The sequence below is a fragment of the Nocardia sp. NPDC004151 genome (assembly GCF_042874235.1).
GTDB lineage: Bacteria > Actinomycetota > Actinomycetes > Mycobacteriales > Mycobacteriaceae > Nocardia.
Window position 1 is genome coordinate 56,611 of the sequence record NZ_JBIAMR010000019.1, and the last position, 17,380, is coordinate 73,990.

16 protein-coding genes and 1 pseudogene are annotated in these 17,380 nt (G+C 69.9%); 5 read left to right on the top strand and 12 right to left on the bottom strand.

All coding sequences use genetic code 11. The features are described from left to right. Positions 1-9 precede the first annotated feature (9 nt). From ACFYTS_RS31775 to ACFYTS_RS31790, 4 genes are read right to left on the bottom strand one after another with little or no spacing between them, the layout of a single operon-like run. Entirely contained in the window at positions 10-267 is a 258-nt protein-coding gene (locus tag ACFYTS_RS31775; protein ID WP_357286073.1) for a YciI family protein, read from the bottom strand. A gap of 19 nt (positions 268-286) precedes the next feature. Beyond that, positions 287-793, bottom strand: a complete 507-nt coding sequence (gene nusB, locus ACFYTS_RS31780) for a transcription antitermination factor NusB (RefSeq protein ID WP_357286071.1) — start codon at positions 791-793, stop codon at positions 287-289. A gap of 20 nt (positions 794-813) precedes the next feature. Continuing rightward, positions 814-1,377, bottom strand: coding sequence for an elongation factor P (gene efp, locus ACFYTS_RS31785; protein ID WP_357286068.1), 564 nt, complete (start codon positions 1,375-1,377; stop codon positions 814-816). Positions 1,378-1,414: 37 nt separating this feature from the next. Further along, positions 1,415-2,539, bottom strand: a complete 1,125-nt coding sequence (locus tag ACFYTS_RS31790) for a Xaa-Pro peptidase family protein (protein ID WP_357286065.1) — start codon at positions 2,537-2,539, stop codon at positions 1,415-1,417. A 150-nt stretch (positions 2,540-2,689) separates the two neighbouring features. Here ACFYTS_RS31790 and ACFYTS_RS31795 point away from each other — a divergent pair, with 150 nt between their 5' ends. From ACFYTS_RS31795 to aroB, 4 genes and pseudogenes are all read left to right on the top strand, one after another. Beyond that, positions 2,690-3,328 carry a prepilin peptidase gene (locus ACFYTS_RS31795; protein ID WP_387309145.1) on the top strand — a complete coding sequence of 213 codons (639 nt, stop codon included), beginning with the start codon at positions 2,690-2,692 and terminating at the stop codon, positions 3,326-3,328. A gap of 52 nt (positions 3,329-3,380) precedes the next feature. Continuing rightward, the gene (gene aroC, locus ACFYTS_RS31800) at positions 3,381-4,595 is read left to right on the top strand and encodes a chorismate synthase (protein WP_357286058.1); all 1,215 of its coding nucleotides are present in this window, start codon (positions 3,381-3,383) and stop codon (positions 4,593-4,595) included. Beyond that, a pseudogene (locus tag ACFYTS_RS31805) lies at positions 4,592-5,131 on the top strand (shikimate kinase); the annotation flags it as partial. The gene aroC and the pseudogene ACFYTS_RS31805, both read left to right, overlap by 4 nt. Positions 5,132-5,784: 653 nt before the next feature. Next, a complete protein-coding gene (aroB, locus tag ACFYTS_RS31810; RefSeq protein ID WP_357286055.1) occupies positions 5,785-6,903 on the top strand; it encodes a 3-dehydroquinate synthase in 1,119 nt (372 codons plus the stop codon). Between the two features lie 69 nt (positions 6,904-6,972). Here the strand turns inward: aroB and ACFYTS_RS31815 are convergent, their stop codons facing one another. The 6 genes from ACFYTS_RS31815 to alaS form a co-directional block, all read right to left on the bottom strand. Continuing rightward, entirely contained in the window at positions 6,973-7,206 is a 234-nt protein-coding gene (locus ACFYTS_RS31815; protein ID WP_357286052.1) for a hypothetical protein, read from the bottom strand. 143 nt (positions 7,207-7,349) lie between these two features. Continuing rightward, a complete protein-coding gene (locus ACFYTS_RS31820) occupies positions 7,350-7,820 on the bottom strand; it encodes a B-4DMT family transporter (protein WP_357286049.1) in 471 nt (156 codons plus the stop codon). A 133-nt stretch (positions 7,821-7,953) separates the two neighbouring features. Beyond that, positions 7,954-8,778, bottom strand: a complete 825-nt coding sequence (locus tag ACFYTS_RS31825) for a shikimate dehydrogenase (RefSeq protein ID WP_387309146.1) — start codon at positions 8,776-8,778, stop codon at positions 7,954-7,956. After that, the gene (gene mltG, locus ACFYTS_RS31830; protein ID WP_357286043.1) at positions 8,753-10,252 is read right to left on the bottom strand and encodes an endolytic transglycosylase MltG; all 1,500 of its coding nucleotides are present in this window, start codon (positions 10,250-10,252) and stop codon (positions 8,753-8,755) included. Before mltG ends, ACFYTS_RS31825 begins: the two co-directional genes overlap by 26 nt. Next, positions 10,249-10,773 (bottom strand): Holliday junction resolvase RuvX, encoded by a 525-nt coding sequence (ruvX, locus tag ACFYTS_RS31835; protein WP_387309147.1) that lies wholly within the window; start codon positions 10,771-10,773, stop codon positions 10,249-10,251. The genes mltG and ruvX overlap by 4 nt, the downstream gene beginning before the upstream one ends. Before the next feature lie 120 nt (positions 10,774-10,893). Beyond that, entirely contained in the window at positions 10,894-13,560 is a 2,667-nt protein-coding gene (gene alaS / locus ACFYTS_RS31840) for an alanine--tRNA ligase (RefSeq protein ID WP_357286038.1), read from the bottom strand. Between the two features lie 77 nt (positions 13,561-13,637). Between alaS and ACFYTS_RS31845 the strand changes: the two genes are divergently transcribed. Further along, a complete protein-coding gene (locus ACFYTS_RS31845) occupies positions 13,638-14,291 on the top strand; it encodes a CatB-related O-acetyltransferase (protein ID WP_387309194.1) in 654 nt (217 codons plus the stop codon). 89 nt (positions 14,292-14,380) lie between these two features. Here the strand turns inward: ACFYTS_RS31845 and ACFYTS_RS31850 are convergent, their stop codons facing one another. Then, the gene (locus ACFYTS_RS31850; protein ID WP_387309148.1) at positions 14,381-15,790 is read right to left on the bottom strand and encodes a replication-associated recombination protein A; all 1,410 of its coding nucleotides are present in this window, start codon (positions 15,788-15,790) and stop codon (positions 14,381-14,383) included. Positions 15,791-16,070: 280 nt separating this feature from the next. Next, entirely contained in the window at positions 16,071-17,240 is a 1,170-nt protein-coding gene (locus ACFYTS_RS31855) for a kinase (RefSeq protein ID WP_357286030.1), read from the bottom strand. Positions 17,241-17,380: the final 140 nt, after the last annotated feature.

Consider the following 17,380-nt stretch of genomic DNA (forward strand, 5'->3'; position numbering starts at 1 on the left):
GAGCCGAGCTCAGCCGGTGATCTCCCACTCGTAGACGGTCAGCTCGGATGCGCCCGTCGTGTGAATCGGGTCGGTGAGAATCAATTCCTGTGCGGCGGCCAGATTCTCCGCGGTGATCACGTACGCGCCGCCGCTGCCGTCGGTGAACTTGCCGGTTTCCACCAGCTGTCCGCGCTCGCGGACCGCCGCCAGCCAGTCCTTGTGCGGGACGACGACGGAATCGTCGAAGCGCGGGGTGCGCATGGCCATGACCAGATATTTGCGCACCCTGCGCTTCTCCTTCGAACTACTTGTCGTCGTCGGCGACGGTCGAGCGGGTGGCCGCGGCGGCGGCCCGCACCTGCGGAGCCACCTGGACCACCTGGCCGAGCACGCCGTTGATGAACGACGGGGAATCGTCGGTGGACAGCTCCTTGGCCAGCTCCACCGCCTCGTCCACCGCCACCACGGGCGGAACGTCGTTGGCGTGGAACAACTCCCACACCGCGACCCGCAGGATGGCGCGGTCCACGGCGGGCAGCCGCGGCAACGTCCAGTCCTGGGACAGGTACGACTCGATGGTGCCGTCCACCCGGTCCAGATCGTCGGCTACGCCTTCGACCAGGACTCGGGTGTAGGGGTTGATCGGCGCGATGGACTCCTCACGCACCGACAGGGAGACCCGCTCGGAGAGCAGATCCGCCGGGTCGATGTCGCGGGCCTCCGCCTCGAACAGCAGATCCACCGCACGCCGACGCGCCTTGTGCCGTGCGCCGAGCTTCTTGAAAGACTTCTTGTCCGATTGATCGGCCACGGAAGACATTATCCGTCGCGTCAGTTGTTGACGCGGCTGATGTAGCTGCCGTCGCGGGTGTCGATGCGCAGCTTGTCGCCCTGGTTGATGAACAGCGGCACCTGCACCTCGGCGCCGGTCTCCACGGTGGCGGGCTTGGTGCCGGCCGAGGAGCGGTCGCCCTGCAGGCCGGGCTCGGTGTGGGTGACGATGACGTCGATCGCGACGGGGAGCTCGACGAACAGCGCCTCACCCTCGTGCATGGCGATCTGGACGGCCATGTTCTCCAGCAGGAAGCCCGCGTTGCGGCCCAGCAGCGCCTCGCCCAGGTGGATCTGGTCGTAGGTGTCGCCGTCCATGAAGATGTAGTCCTCACCATCGTGGTAGAGGTACGTCATGTCGCGACGGTCGACGGTCGCGGTCTCCACCTTGACGCCGGCGTTGAAGGTCTTGTCGACGACCTTGCCCGAGACCACGTTCTTCAGCTTGGTGCGCACGAAGGCGGGACCCTTACCCGGCTTCACATGCTGGAACTCGACGATCTGCTGCAGCTGATTGTCGATCTTCAGCACGAGGCCGTTCTTGAAGTCGCTGGTGTCCGCCACTGTCCTCGGATCTCCTACTAGTCGTTGCAACCGCGCGTCAGTCGACGACGGTCAGGTCTTTGCTGGTGCGGGTGAGCAGCTCCGGGCCCCCCTGGCGAACCACGAGCGTGTCCTCGATCCGGACGCCACCGCGGCCGGGGAAGTACACACCTGGCTCGACGGTCACCGCCACGCCATCCAGCAGTGTACCCGTGCCGGTTTTGGCGATTCCGGGCGCTTCGTGAATCTGCAGGCCGACGCCATGGCCCAGACCGTGCACGAACAGGTCGCCGTGACCGGCCGACTCGATCACCCGGCGCGAGGCGGCGTCGACGGCTTGGGTGGAGACGCCGGGGACCAAGGCCTCCCGACCCGCTTTCTGGGCGGCGCTGACCAGGTCGTACACCTCGCGCTGCCAGTCCGTCGGCTCGCCCAGGACGAAGGTGCGGGTCATGTCGGAGTGGTAGCCGCGCGACACCGCGCCGAAGTCGAGCTTCACGAAATCACCGGCGGCCAGCACCGCGTCGGTCGGACGGTGATGCGGGACAGCCGAATTCGCGCCCGCCGCCACGATGGTCTCGAAGGACACCGCCTCCGCGCCGTGCTCGAACATGAGCCATTCCAGATCGCGGGCCACCTGCCGCTCGGTGCGCCCCGGACGCAGACCACCACGTTCGAGCAGGGCGGCCAGGGCCGCGTCGGCGGCGTCGCACGCCGCGCGCAGGCAGTCCACCTCGTAGTCGTCCTTGACCATGCGCAGCTGCTCGACCAGGCCCGACACCGGGACCAGGTCCAGGCCGGTGCCCAGGGCCGCCAGGCCGCGATGCTGTTCGACGGTGACCACGTGGCTCTCGAAACCGACCCGTCCGGTCTGCCACTCCCCCGCGATCTCCATCACCCGGCGCGCGCACGACCGGTTGATCTCGGCGCGCAGATCCGGCACCTGCACGCCGACCTGGGTGAGGTAGCGGCCGTCGGTGCTGATGATGGTGCGGTCCTCGCTGGAATCCCAGGCGTAGACCAGCAGCGCGGCGTTCGACCCGGTGAAACCGGTCAGGTACCGGATATTGATCAGGTCCGTGACCAGCAGCGCGTCGACACGGTTCTCCACCAGCAGATTCCGCAGGTTGGCCCGGCGCAGCGCGTAGTCGGGTCGCCGGGCCGGATCGTGATCAGCAGACATGCGTCAAAGCTACCGCCGACACGCCGCGACACGGGCCCGCAACACGTGAATGGGGTGGTGAGGGAAACCCCGGTATTCACAACCCAAGCAGTTATCCACATTTCGCGACGGCACGGCCCACGCTGGGCGCGGACGCGAGAACCTCGAAGCATGAATTCGACGGCGATGCTGGTGCTCACGGTGTGGTGCGCGGCCCTGAGCGCCTTCGATGTGCGGGAGCGCCGGCTGCCCGACGCCCTCACCCTGCCCGGGGCGGCGGTGATCTTCGGCTACGGATTCGCCGTGGGCACACCCGCATTGGCGGTGCTGGGCGGGCTGATGCTCGCACTCCCCTACCTGGTCGTGCACCTGTGCTGCCCGGCCGCACTCGGCGCGGGGGACGTGAAGCTCGCGCTGGGCCTGGGCGCGGCGACCGCCCTGGGCGGCGCCCAGACCTGGTCGTGGGCCGCGCTCGCGGCCCCGATGCTGACCGCCTGTGTCGCGGTGGGCACGCTCGTGACGCCCACCCTTGGTACCCGCCTCCCACTCACCCCGGCCCCAGCGTGCCGGCCGGGCGGCAGGAGGCTGTGGTCCCCCGCCGCCGTCGCGAGATCGTTGCGCAGGCGAGCCGGGCAGGGCATCGCAAGGCCGGTGAATCGCGCGATGCTCCGGTGGCGGCGCGAACCACCGCACGCGGTGCCGTCGGCGGCTGTCGGGCGCGGCGGCGGCGCGGCGGGCGAGGTCGCGACACTCGCACACGGGCCCGCCATGTGCGCGGCGAGCGTGGTGGCGTTGCTGGCCGGGCGCTGACATCGGGCTTCGCGCGGGCCGTGTGTCCGGGCACCTCGGTATTCATGAAAGGATGTCACTCGTGTTGCGCTGGATAACTGCCGGAGAATCCCATGGTCCTGCTCTCGTCACCATCCTCGAGGGGATGGTGGCCGGTGTCGAGGTGACCTCCGCCGAGATCGGCGCGCAGCTGGCCCGGCGTCGACTCGGGTACGGGCGTGGCGCGCGGATGAAGTTCGAGGCCGACGTGGTGACCATGGTCGGCGGCGTGCGGCACGGCCGCACCATGGGCGGACCGGTCGCCATCGAGGTGGCGAACTCGGAGTGGCCCAAGTGGACCCAGGTCATGGCCTCGGACCCCGTCGATCAGGCCGAGCTGGCCGAGCTGGCGCGCAATGCGCCGCTGACCCGTCCGCGGCCCGGCCACGCCGACTATTCGGGCATGCTCAAGTACGGCTTCGACGACGCCCGCAATGTGCTGGAGCGCGCCAGCGCCCGGGAGACCGCGGCTCGCGTCGCGGCCGGCACGGTCGCCAAGAACTTCCTGCGTCAGGCGCTCGGGGTCGAGGTCATCTCGCACGTGGTGTCGATCGGCGCGGCCGCCAACACCACCGGTGTGGTGCCGACCGCCGCGGATCTGGACGCCATCGACGAGTCGCCGGTGCGCGCGTTCGACAAGGACGCCGAGGCGGCCATGATCGCCGAGATCGAGGCGGCCAAGAAGGACGGCGACACCCTCGGCGGTGTGGTCGAGGTCGTCATCGAGGGCCTGCCGGTCGGCCTGGGCTCGTTCACCTCCGGTGAGGCGCGCCTCGACTCGCGGCTGGCGGCCGCGCTCATGGGCATTCAGGCCATCAAGGGCGTCGAGGTCGGCGACGGTTTCGAGACCGCGCGCCGGCGCGGCAGCCAGGCCCACGACGAGATGCGCCCGGGACCCGACGGCGTGCTGCGCTCCACCAACCGGGCCGGCGGCCTCGAGGGCGGCATGACCAATGGCGAGGCGCTGCGGGTGCGCGCGGCCATGAAGCCGATCTCGACGGTGCCGCGCGCGCTGTCGACGGTGGACATGACCTCCGGCGAGGAGGCGGTGGCCATTCACCAGCGCTCCGACGTGTGCGCGGTCCCCGCGGCCGGTGTGGTCGCCGAGGCCATGGTGGCGCTGGTGGTGGCGCAGGCGGTGCTGGAGAAGTTCGGCGGCGACTCGCTGCCCGAGACCATCGACAACATCCACGCCTACCTGAAGCGGATCAACGCCCGCCCGCACATTCCGGGCAACGCCGGGCAGTGACCACCGAGGACAGTGCGGCGCCGGGCGAAACCGACCGGCCCGCACCGAATGTCGTCTTGGTCGGCCCGCCGGGCGCGGGCAAATCGACCATCGGGCGCAAGCTGGCCCGTGAGCTCGGCGTGGAGCTGTACGACACCGACGCCGGAATCGAGGAGCGCACCGGGCGCACGATTCCGGAGATCTTCGCCACCGACGGCGAGCCGGAGTTCCGGCGCATCGAGGAAGAGGTCGTCCGCGACGCCGTCCTCGCCGGACACGGCGTGGTGTCGCTGGGCGGCGGCTCGGTGCTCTCGGCGGCGACCCGCGAACTGCTGCGCGACCGCACGGTCATCTACCTGGAGATCAGTGTCGGCGAGGGCCTGCGCCGCACGGGCGCGAGCACCAATCGCCCGCTGCTCAACGGCGACGATCCGGCGAAGAAGTACCGCGAACTCATGAAGACCCGCCGGCCCCTCTACCGCGAGGTGGCGACCGTGCGGGTCCGCACCGACGGCCGCAGCCCCGGCCGGGTCGTCCGCATGATCCTGGCCAAACTCGGCATCGAGCCGGTCGAGCGCCCCGAGGATCCGGCCACCGACACCACGCCCGCCGAGTCGGCGGCGTCCTCCCGCTCCCGCGCGCGCCGCAAACGCCGCCGCGGCGGCAAGGGCCGCGGTGAGAACGCCGTGACGGGACCCGAAACGACCACCGCCACGGCCGATTCCAGCGCTCCCGAGCGCAATGGCCGCGGTCCCGGCGGCCGGTCCGAGGACCCCGCCGACGGATCCGAATCCACGAAACGTGGTCGCCGCAACCGCCGTTCGCGCCGCCGGGGCGGCCGGGCCGCCGAATCCGGTACGCCCGCCGCGGTTTCCACGGCTGCACCGGCCACCGAACCCGGGTCCGCTGTCTCGGAGCGACCGGTCGGCGGACGGCGGCGCCGCGCCGCACGCGCGGCCGGTGCGCCCTCGAACTCCACCGCCGGTGCCCAGAGTTCATCCCAGGCAGCATCGTCGTCGGCGTCCGAGACCACCGCCGCCGCGCGCCCGGACACTCCCGCCGCGCAACCAGGTTCGGACCGGGCCTCCGGCACCGTGGCGGCACCCGGTAGCGGCCGGTCCCGCCGCGCCCGCGCCAGACGGGCACGCGCGCGGGCGCGCGCCGAGCACAGCGCAGATCAATCCGCACAAGCAGAATCGGAGCAGCAAGCATGAGCGAGCCGACTCGCATCGAGGTTCGTACCGCGGACCCGTACCCGGTGATCATCGGGCGGGGCCTGCTCGGGGATCTGGTCGAGGAGGTGACCGGGCGGTCCGCGGTGCGGACCGTCGCGATCTTCTATCAGCCGCCGCTGGCCGAGACCGCCGAGGTGGTGCGCAAGGCCCTCGTGGACAAGGGGATCGACGCGCACCGGGTAGAGATCCCGGACGCCGAGGCCGGTAAGGATCTGCAGGTCGCCGGGTTCTGCTGGGAGGTGCTCGGGCGGATCGGGCTGACCCGCAAGGACCTGATCGTGAGCCTCGGCGGCGGCGCGGCCACCGACCTGGCCGGGTTCGTGGCCGCCACCTGGATGCGCGGCGTCGACATCGTGCACGTCCCGACCACGCTGCTGGCCATGGTGGACGCCGCGGTCGGCGGCAAGACCGGCATCAACACCGAGGCGGGCAAGAACCTGGTCGGCTGCTTCCACGAACCCGCCGCGGTCATGGTGGACCTGGCGACGCTGGAGACGGTGCCGCGCAACGAGATCGTGGCGGGCATGGCCGAGATCATCAAGGCCGGTTTCATCGCCGACCCGGTGATCCTGGAACTGGTCGAACGCGACCCGCAGGCCGCCCTGGACCCGACCGGCGACGTGCTGCCCGAGCTGGTGCGCCGCGCCATCCAGGTCAAGGCCACCGTGGTGGCCGCCGACCTGAAGGAATCGGATCTGCGCGAGATCCTCAACTACGGCCACACCCTGGGCCACGCCATCGAGCGCCGCGAGCGCTACCGGTGGCGGCACGGCGCGGCGGTCTCGGTCGGCCTGGTCTTCGCCGCCGAGCTGGGCCGTCTGGCCGGACGCCTCGACGACGAGACCGCCGACCGGCACAAGGCGATCCTGGAGAGCATCGGCCTGCCCACCACCTACGACGCCGACGCGCTGTCGCAGCTGATGGACGCCATGCAGACCGACAAGAAGACCCGCTCGGGCGTGCTGCGCTTCGTGGTGCTCGACGGCCTGGCCAAGCCGGGCCGGCTGGAGGGCCCGGACCCGAGCCTGCTGGCCGCGGCCTACTCGGCCATCGCCCGCGAGGACGGCCCGACCGGCGGAGCCATCCTGCTGTAGGACACGGCGGTAGTCACGACAACGCCCGTCGCCGGGAATCGGCGGCGGGCATCGTCGTCTCCGGGGCGGTCAGCCGCCCTGCAACCGGATCTCCGAGTCCAGTAGCGCCGCGTACTCGACCAGCGCCAGTTCCTGCGGATCCGAGCCCAGCCGAGCCAGCACCTGGGACCGATCGATCAGCCTCAGGCCCGGTGCGTCGGCGCCTGTGGCTACCTGCGTGCGGCCTTCGGCCAGCACCAGACATGCATCGGGGTCGTCTGCGGCCAACAGTCTCCGCAGATCAAGAGCGGTGACAGTATCCATAGCCTCATTCTGCCCCCACGATGCCATCGCGGATCCGGCAACTCTCCGGCCTCGCGGCGCCGGGGTGAACCGTGCCGAGACTGTCCATACGAAAAACCCCGCGCCACACGGGATGTGGCGCGGGGTCGAGTTCAGCGGGAGCGTCAGGCGTTGACCGGCTCCTGGGTCTGCGCGGCAGGGGCCGACTTCTTGCCCTCGCGGCCGACCAGCCAGCGGCCCAGCACCACGCCGAGCATGCTCGGGATGAAGATCAGCAGCACGATGAACGCGGCGGCCGAGGTGACGTTGAAGACCAGGCCCTGGTCGCCGAGATCGAAGCCCGGGACGAAGTCGAGGATCCAGGCCACCAGCTGGGAGCCCACACCCGCGGCCAGCGCCGCCTTCAGCCAGCGCATGGTGAGATCGGCCCCGTGCTCGGGATCCGGGTTGGCGCGCCGGTCGGCGCGGCCGTCGAGCAGGCCCCACATCACCACGGCGCCGACCAGGACGATCAGAGCCAGGATGCGCATCCACACACCCGCGGTCGGCCAGTAACGCATGCCCACCCCGAGCAGCGTCTCCAGCACAACGGTCAGCGCCCCCAAGCCCACGGCGCGCAACACCCACGCATTCATGTGATCACCTTAACCCGCGCGGCCGTCCGGCCGAACCGAATGAACTGAAACTTGTTACAGAACCATAGCCGACCGGGCCGTCAGCACCCATCCGGGTCCGACACACCGCGGCCGTCGAGCCGAGCCCGCGGGATCATTCCCGCAGCGCCGCCGCCATCTCCGCACGCGGAGCGGGCTTGCCGGTGAACTGCTCGACCTGGCCGTAAGCCTGGTTCAGCAGCATCTCGAGGCCGCTCACCACGGTGTGGCCCGCCCGTTCCACCGCCGCGGCGAGCGGGGTGGGCCACGGGTTGTAGATGGCGTCGAGCACCACCGGCGCCGCGGCCACCGAATCCGCCACAGCCGCCGCCGCTTCCGCGGGCACGGTGCTGACGACGGCGTCGACGTCGGAGCAGACGAACAGCAGTCCCTCGGGATCGAAGCCGAGGATCTCGGCCGACATGCCCAATTGCTCGGCCAGTTCCAGGGTTTCGGCGGCGCGGCCGCGGTCGCGGGCCACGATGGTCACCGTGTGCGCGCCCAGATCGGCCAGAGCGAGCAGCGCGGGCCGGGCGGTGCCGCCCGCGCCGAGCACCAGGGCACGCGAGATCTCCCGCACGCCCGCGCCTTCCAGCGCACCGCGCACGCCGTCCACGTCGGTGCAGTCGGCGCGCCAGCCGGAGTCGGTGCGCACCAGCGTGTTCGCCGATCCGACCAGTTCCGCGCGCTCGGTGCGCTCGTCGGCGTACCCGAGCGCGGCGACCTTGCCAGGCATGGTCACCGACAGGCCCACCCATTCGGGGCCGAGTCCGTCGACCAGCCCGGGCAACTGCTCGCCGGTGCACTCGATGCGCTCGTAGCTCCAGTCCAGGCCCAGCGCCCGGTAGGCGGCCAGATGCAGTTGCGGCGAACGGGAGTGGGCGATCGGGCTGCCGAGCACGGCGGCCCTGCGCTTACCGTCCACTGTCGAGAATTCCACTCTGCCTGGCCTTTTCGATATTGCGCAGGTGCTCGTTGTAGTTCTCGGTGAACAACGTGGTGCCCTGCTTGTCGATGGTGACGAAGTACAGCCACGGGCCGGGCGCGGGATTCTCCATGGCGCGCATGGCCTCCAGCGACGGCGCCGAGATCGGCGTCGCGGGCAGTCCGGGCATGGCGTAGGTGTTCCACGGGGTCTTGTGCGCGCGGTCGGAGTCGGTGGTGGCGACCTCGGTCTTGTCGAGCGCGTAGTTGACGGTGGAGTCGAACTGCAGCGGCTGCTGCACGGCGAGCCGGTTCACGATGACCCGCGCCACCTTCGACATGTCCTGGGGCAGCGCCTCACGCTCCACCAGCGACGCCGCGATGAGCGTGTCGTAGGCGCTCAGGCCGTTCGCCGCACCGGACTGCATGAGCCCGGACGCCTCGTAGCTGCGCGCGCTCGCGGAAACCAGCTGCTTGAGGATGTCCTGCGCGCCCGCGGTGGGATCGAAATCCAGGGTGCCGCCGGCGATCAGGCCCTCGAGCTGGCGGGAGCGGTCCGGCACGGTCTTGACGCGTTCCAGCGCCCACGTCGGAACCCCCAGCGCCATCGGATCACCCGTGGACCCGGCCTGGTCGAGCTGCTCGTACGTGACGCACTTGGCGGCGCTACCGGTGCCGACGCAGCTGGCCTCGGCGATCTTGCGGTAGATGCCGTCCTTGCGGGCGCCGGTGTTGACGTCGCTGGAGTCGTGCAGCTGGCGGCCCTCGGAGATGACCACATTGCCGACCCGGGCGTCCTTGCTGAACAGCGCGGTCACCGCTTCGGCGCCCTTGCTGTGGCTGGGGATGGCGTAGTAGCCGGGCTGGATGGAGTTCATGTTGGTATTGCGCACGGCCGCTTCGTAGAACGCGCCGCTGCTGGCCACCACACCCTTGTCGGCCATGGTGTCCGCGATCTGGGTGGCGGTGTCGCCGGGCTTGATCTGGATGATCGCCAGCGGGCCCTGCGGTCCGGAGAAGTCCTCGGGACCGCTCAGCTTGCCCAGGAACTTCCAGCCCGCGAAGCCGACCGCGCCGACGAACAGGACCGCGAACACGCCCGCGATGACGAACAGGTTGCGGCGACGGCGCTTACGCTCGGCGGCTTTCCGCGACGCCATCCGGGAACGCTTGGGCCGCTGGCCCCGGCCACCGCCCGCTTTCGCACCCGCACGGCCGGGCCGCTCGGTGCGGCCGCCGCGCTCTGCCCGGCCGCGCTCGGTGCGCTGGGGGGCGCTGCGGCGCGGGGGTTCCGGGTCGAGCGGGGGGTTGTCGTCGAACTCCTCAGCCGCGTAGGGCTCGTTCTCGTAGAGCTCGTCCTCGTAGCGCGGGATGACGGTGGTGTCGTCCTCGTAATCGTCCGCCTCGGACCAGTCCAGATCGTCGCGGCGATAACGTCGTTCGGCGTTCTGCCGGTAGCGTTCCTCGGCCCGCGTCCAGCGGTCGGTCATGCGTCCTCACCACGCGGCTTCAATAGGGCACTCCGTTCGTCCAACCATCCTTGCAGGATCGACACGGCGGCGGCCTGATCGATGACATGCCGCTGCCCGCGTGCGCGAACTCCACTGTCTCGCAACGCACGTGCAGCAGACACCGTAGTCAACCGTTCGTCGGAAAGTCGCACCGGCACGGGTGCGATGAGGTTCCGCAAACGCCCCGCGAAGGTGGCCGCCAGCTTAGCCGACGCGCCGCTTTCTCCGCGTAAGGTGCGCGGCAAGCCGACGATCACCTCGACCGCCTCGTACTCCCGCACAATCTCGGCAATTCTGGACAGGTCGGGTGCGAGTGTTCCGGGCGCGACCTTCTTGGCCTTCGGCACGGTTTCGACCGGGGTGGCGAGCAGACCGTCGGGATCGCTGGAGGCGACACCGATCCGGACCGATCCCACGTCGATGCCGATGCGGCGGCCACGCCCCGGATCGGCCTCGACGCTGGGCCGCTCGGACGCGAAGCCGCGCCCGTCCGCGGACACCCCGGACGCCTCGGTGGGCGTCCGGGCAAATCCGGAGGAATCTCCCGAATCAGGCCGCGATGTGGCCGGCTCCGGCCGTGATGTCCCCGGCTCCGGCCGCGATGTGTCGGAGTCGTCCATCTAGCCGGCGAGCTCGGCGACCCGCGACCGCAGGGCGGCCAGACCCGCCTCGATGCCCGACGGATCGGAGCCGGCGCCCTGCGCCATCTCCGGCTTGCCGCCACCGCGGCCCGAGATCGCGGGACCGAAGGCGGACACCAGGTCCCCGGCCTTGATGCCGAGATCCTGGGCGGCCTTGGTGACCGCTGCCACGAACGGCACCTTGCCGTCGGCATTGCCGAGCAGCACCACGATGGCGGGCTCGGAACCGAAGCGGCCCTTGATGTCCTGGACCAGGGTGCGCAGATCGCCCGCGCCCACCCCGGCCGGGGCGGCGGCCGCGACCAGCAGCACCTTGCCGACCCGCTGCGCCTGCTCCACGAAGGTGCCGGCGCTGGACAGCACCGCGGCCATCTTGGTGCGCTCGAGCTCCTTCTCGGCGACCTTGAGCCGCTCGACCAGCTGCTCGACGCGGCCGGGCACCTCTTCCGAGGGCACCTTCAGCGAGGAGGCGAGACCGGCCAGCAGCGCGCGCTCCTTGGCCAGGTACTTGTACGAGTCCAGGCCCACGAAGGCCTCGACGCGGCGCACACCGGAACCGACCGACGACTCACCGAGCACGGTGATCGGGCCGATCTGCGAGGAGTGCGCCACGTGGGTGCCACCGCACAGCTCCATGGAGAACGGTCCGCCGATCTCCACCACGCGCACCTCGTCGCCGTAGTTCTCGCCGAACAGCGCCATGGCGCCCATCTTCTTGGCGGAGGTCAGGTCGGTCACGAAGGTGTTGACCGGGAAGTCGTCGCCGACCGCGCTGTTGGAGACCGCCTCGATGTCGGCCTTCTGCTGCTCGGTCAGCGCGCCCTGCCAGTTGAAGTCGAAACGCAGGTAGCCGGGCTTGTTGAGCGAACCGGCCTGAACGGCGTTGGGGCCCAGCACCTGTCGCAGCGCGGCGTGCACCATGTGGGTGCCGGAGTGGCCCTGGGTGGCGCCGTGCCGCCAGGTCGGGTCGACCTGCGCCAGCACGGTGTCGCCCTCGGTGAGCTGACCGGCCTCGATGGTGGACTTGTGCACCCACACCTTCTTGGCGATCTTCTGCACGTCGTTGACCGTCACCTTGAGCCCGTGCGAGGAGCTCAGCGAGCCGCGGTCGGCGATCTGGCCGCCGGACTCGGCGTAGAGCGGGCTGCGGTCCAGGATCACCTCGACGTCCTGCCCGGCCTCGGCGACCGGTACCCGGACGCCATCCTTGATCAGGGCGAGCACGGTGGCCTCGGTGGCCAGTTCGTCGAAGCCGGTGAACTCGGTCGCGCCGCGGTCCACGAACTCCTTGTAGACGGTGAGGTCGGCGTGCGCGTGCTTGCGCGAGAGCGCGTCCTCCTTGGCCCGCTTGCGCTGCTCGGCCATGAGCGAGCGGAAGCCCTCCTCGTCGACCTGCAGGCCGGCCTCGGCGGCCATCTCCAGGGTCAGGTCGATCGGGAAGCCGTAGGTGTCGTGCAGGGTGAACGCGTCGGTGCCGCTGATCTTCTTGCTGCCGTGGGCCTTCACCTCGTCGACGGTCTCGTCGAAGAGCTTGGTGCCGGTGCTCAGCGTCTTGAGGAACGCGGACTCCTCACCGACGGCGACGTTCTCGATGCGCTTGAAGTCGGTGAGCAGCTCGGGGTAGGACGGCGACATGAGGTCGGCGACGACCTTGATGAACTCGCCCATCACCGGCTTGTCGGCGCCCAGCAGGCGGGCCGAGCGCACGATGCGGCGCAGCAGGCGGCGCAGCACGTAGCCGCGGCCGTCGTTACCGGGGTTGACGCCGTCGCCGATCAGCATGGCGGCGGTGCGGGCGTGGTCGGCGATGACGCGGAAGCGGACGTCGTCGGCGTGCTCGACGCCGTAGGAGCGGCCGGTCAGCTCCTCGGCCTTGTCGATGATCGGGCGCAGCAGGTCGGTCTCGTAGACGTTGTCGACGCCCTGCAGCAGGAACGCGACGCGCTCGACGCCCATGCCGGTGTCGATGTTCTTCTTGGGCAGCGGGCCCAGGATCTCGAAGTCGTCCTTGCCGCGTCCCTCGCCACGCTCGTTCTGCATGAACACGAGGTTCCAGATCTCGAGGTAGCGGTCCTCGTCGGCCTCGGGGCCGCCCTCGACGCCGTACTCGGGGCCGCGGTCGAAGTAGATCTCCGAGCACGGGCCGCAGGGGCCGGGGATGCCCATGGACCAGTAGTTGTCGGCCATGCCGCGGCGCTGGATGCGCTCGTCCGGGACGCCCAGCTCACGCCAGATCTGCTCGGCCTCGTCGTCGTCGAGATAGACGGTGACCCACAGCTTTTCGGGGTCGAAACCGTAACCGCCGTCCTCGACCGGGCCGGTCAGCAGCGACCAGGCCAGTTCCATGGCGCCGCGCTTGAAGTAGGCGCCGAAGGAGAAGTTGCCCGCCATCTGGAAGAAGGTGTTGTGGCGGGTGGTGACGCCGACGTTCTCGATGTCGCCGGTGCGCACGCACTTCTGCACGCTGGTCGCGGTGTCGAAGGGCGGGGTCTGCTGACCGAGGAAGTACGGCACGAACTGGACCATGCCCGCGTTCACGAACAGCAGGTTGGGGTCGGCCAGGATCAGCGAGGCACTGGGTACCTCGGTGTGTCCGGCCTTTACGAAATGCTCCAGGAAGCGCCGTCGAATCTCGTGGGTCTGCACAGGTATCCAGCCTACCGTTCCCAGTCCAGGGAGTTTCCACCCACCACCGGGCGATAGCTACCATCGCCTGGGTGACTGTGATCCCTGACCCATCCCAGCGCTTCCCGCTCCCCCACGCGCACCGGACCGTCTTCCTGAAACCGCACGTCACCTCGCCGAACATCGAGGTCGGCGACTACAGCTACTTCGACGATCCGGTGGCGGCGACGGCCTTCGAGACCGACAACGTGCTGTACGCGTTCGGGCCCGAGAAGTTGATCATCGGCAAATACTGCGCCATCGCGAGCAACACCCGGTTCATCATGGCCGGGGCCAACCACCCCACCGCGGGCGTGTCGACGTTCCCGTTCACGATCTTCGGCGGCACCTGGGCCGAGGAGACCATGGACCTGATCACCTCGATCCCCTCCAAGGGCGACACGGTGGTCGGCAACGACGTGTGGTTCGGCTACAACAGCCTGATCATGCCCGGCGTGCGGATCGGCGACGGCGCGATCATCGCCACCGGCGCGGTCGTCACGGCGGACGTGCCGCCGTACACGATCGTCGGCGGCAATCCGGCGCAGGTGGTCAAGCAGCGCTTCAGCGACGCGGAGGTGTCCATGCTGGTGCGGGCGGCCTGGTGGAACTGGCCGCCCGAACTGATCACCGAACATGTGCGGGCCATCATGGGCGGGACCCCCGCCGATATCTATCGGATCGCCCTCCACAATGACCTGCTCATGGACTGACCTGCGGCGCAGCCGGTTTCGGGACGCGTCGCACGACCGTTTCTGGCAGTCACTGCAATTCGGCGCGAGGCGCACACTGGCCCTGGATGCTATCGGCCCCGGACGATGCGGCGGAGCTTGGTCACGCGCGGGCCGACTTCGCGTTCGTAGCCGTGGTCGGTCGGGTGGTAGTAGTCGGTGCCGACCAGTTCGTCCGGCGGATACTGCTGGCCGAGAACGCCATCCGGGTGATCGTGCGGGTACTTGTAGCCCTGGGCGTTGCCGAGCGCGGCCGCGCCCGCGTAGTGGCCGTCGCGCAGGTGCGGGGGCACCGCGCCCGCCTTGCCCGCGCGCACGTCGGCCATGGCCGCGCCGATGCCCTTGACCACCGACCCCGATTTCGGGGCGGTGGCGATGTGAATCGTGGCCTGGGTCAAGGCCAATTGTGCCTCGGGCATACCGACCAACTGGACCACCTGCGCGGCGGCGACCGCGGTCTGCAACGCGGTGGGGTCGGCCATGCCGACCTCCTCGCTGGCCTGGATCATCAAGCGGCGGGCGATGAATCGCGGATCCTCACCGGCGCTGATCATGCGGGCCAGGTAGTGCAGCGCGGCGTCCACGTCCGAACCGCGCAGCGATTTGATGAACGCGCTGATCACGTCGTAGTGCTGATCACCGGAGCGGTCGTAGCGCACCGCGGCCTTGTCGACGCTGGCCTCCACCAGTTCCACGCCGACGGTGCCGTCGAGGGAGGATTCGGCGGAGGCTTCGAGCGCGGTCAGCGACCGGCGCGCGTCGCCGCCGGCGATGCGCACGATGTGGTCGAGGGCCTCGTCGGTGACCGTGTACTCCCCCGCCAGCCCGCGCGGATCGGTGATGGCGCGGGTCAGCACCTGACGGATCTCGGCCTCGGTCAACGACTGCAGTTGCAGCACCAGCGACCGCGACAGCAGCGGCGACACCACGGAGAACGACGGATTCTCGGTGGTCGCCGCGACCAACAGCACGATCCGGTTCTCCACCGCCGCCAGCAGTGCGTCCTGCTGGGTTTTGGAGAACCGGTGCACCTCGTCGATGAACAGCACGGTCCGCTCGCCGGCGGTGAGCCGCCGCCGCGCCAGATCGATGACCGCGCGCACTTCCTTCACGCCCGCCGACAGCGCCGACAACGCCTCGAACCGGCGGCCGGTGGCCTGCGAGAGCAGCGAGGCGAGGGTGGTCTTGCCGGTGCCGGGCGGACCGTACAGCAGCACCGACGCCGCACCCGATCCCTCGATCAACCGGCGCAGCGGCGAGCCGGGACCGAGCAGATGCTGCTGGCCCACCACCTCGTCGAGGGTGCGCGGACGCATGCGCACGGCCAGCGGCGCGAACCGGTCGTCGCCACTGGGAATGCGCGCCGCGCTCGCCTCGAAGTCGTCGGCTACGGCCTGCGCACCCGGCGCGTCGAAGAGCCCATCACTCACGCCCACGACCCTACCGACCGGCTCCGACACGATCCCCGGCCACAGCACCATCGCGGACCGCGTCCGGCTAAACGGGCGCCGACCGGCAGCCTCCGGTCGCTCCGGACCTCGTGCTCGCGGCCACTGTCATCCAGCCGCGCCGAGCGTCGTGGCGTCCAGCGGCACCGGATGGGGCTCCCTGCTGCTCATGGGGAACGCCGGGTCTCTGCCACTCCCGCACGAACGCCCGCACCTGCGAGCCTGGTTGTGCACAGGGATGCGGGCCGGAATCTCGCCTCGGATTCCGGCCCGCACCCGCCGTGGAGATCGAGCCTCCCCTGCTGGTCGAGGACTATTCTTCCCAGTGCTCCTCGAGGGTGGCCGAGACGTGCTCGGCGAAGTCGCCCAGGGTGTCGTCGCCGGTGCAGCGGGCGTCCTCGGCGAGGGCGGCCCAGCGGTTGATCAGCGCGGCCGACCGCGGGATCGACAGCCCGTGCTCGCGGGCGGCGGCGATGCGGGTGTGGTCGGCGGGCAGGAACCAATAGGTGGACAGCCACACCCAGATGAGCCGGGCCTCGAGGATGCGTTCGGCGAGCACGGCGTCGTCGGCCAGCGCCGGCCAGACCGCCACCACTTCCGACCGCCACGCCTCCACCATCTGGTGGGCGCGTTCGCGGGAGAGCTCGAAATCGCACAGGCAGCCCGGGAACGAGACCAGCGCGTAGGCGATGTCGAGGGTGGCGTCGCGGAACCCGCCCCACTCGTAGTCGAGGAAGCGCGCGCCCTCGTCGTTGAGGATGACATTGTCGGGGCACAGGTCCGAGGGGCTGAAGGCGCGGTAGCGTCCGGCCGAGAACAGGCGGTTGCCGCGCACGATGCGTTCGGCGATCTCGCCGGGCACCTCGATGCCGAGTTCGCGCTGCAGCATGATCGGCACCTCGGCGACCGCGGACTCCGCCTGCTGGGCAATGCCGTCCACCCGGTGCACCACATCGACGCGGCGGAGCAGGGCGACGAAGTCGGCTTCGCGGCCGACGGTCGCGGCGTGCATGCGGCCCAGCGCCTGGGCGAACGCCATGAGCGCGTTGCGCTTGTTGGGCTCGACGCCGGACTGCAGGACCGCGGTGAGCGACAGGTTCTCGCCGAGGTCGCTGAGAATGAGCAGACGGCCGGGCAGACTGTAGCCCAGCAAGTAGGCGCCGGGGCGGTGGTCGCGACCGAGGGCGGTGGTGAATTGGTACGAGACCGCCTCGCGGAGGAATGCGGAATCGATGCTGGCGACGCCCGGCGCCATGCCGCCGGTACGTCGCTCCGACGCCGGACCTGCTACCTGCTTCACAATGAGTGTGCGAGGGAGCGAGAAGGCGTTCTCCGCAACGCGGACACGTAGGACCGTCGTCCTACCACTGCCGCTGAGTTCCATGGGGTCACTCAGCTTTACCGCAGCACCCATTCGCTTTGTGAGCAACTGTTGTGCCGCGGACACGACTTCGGCGGCGCGTTCGGCCAATAGTGCGGTCATCGGAACCCAAGGTACTCCCGCCAGGTCACTTTCAGCGAGCGGTTGCACAACCTTTCGCGCGTCGGACGGCGTGTCTTTGTGAAGGGTTTGCCCACGCGGCGCTGGTTGCTTGACACAACCAGCGGGGTCTAGTTGTCTCT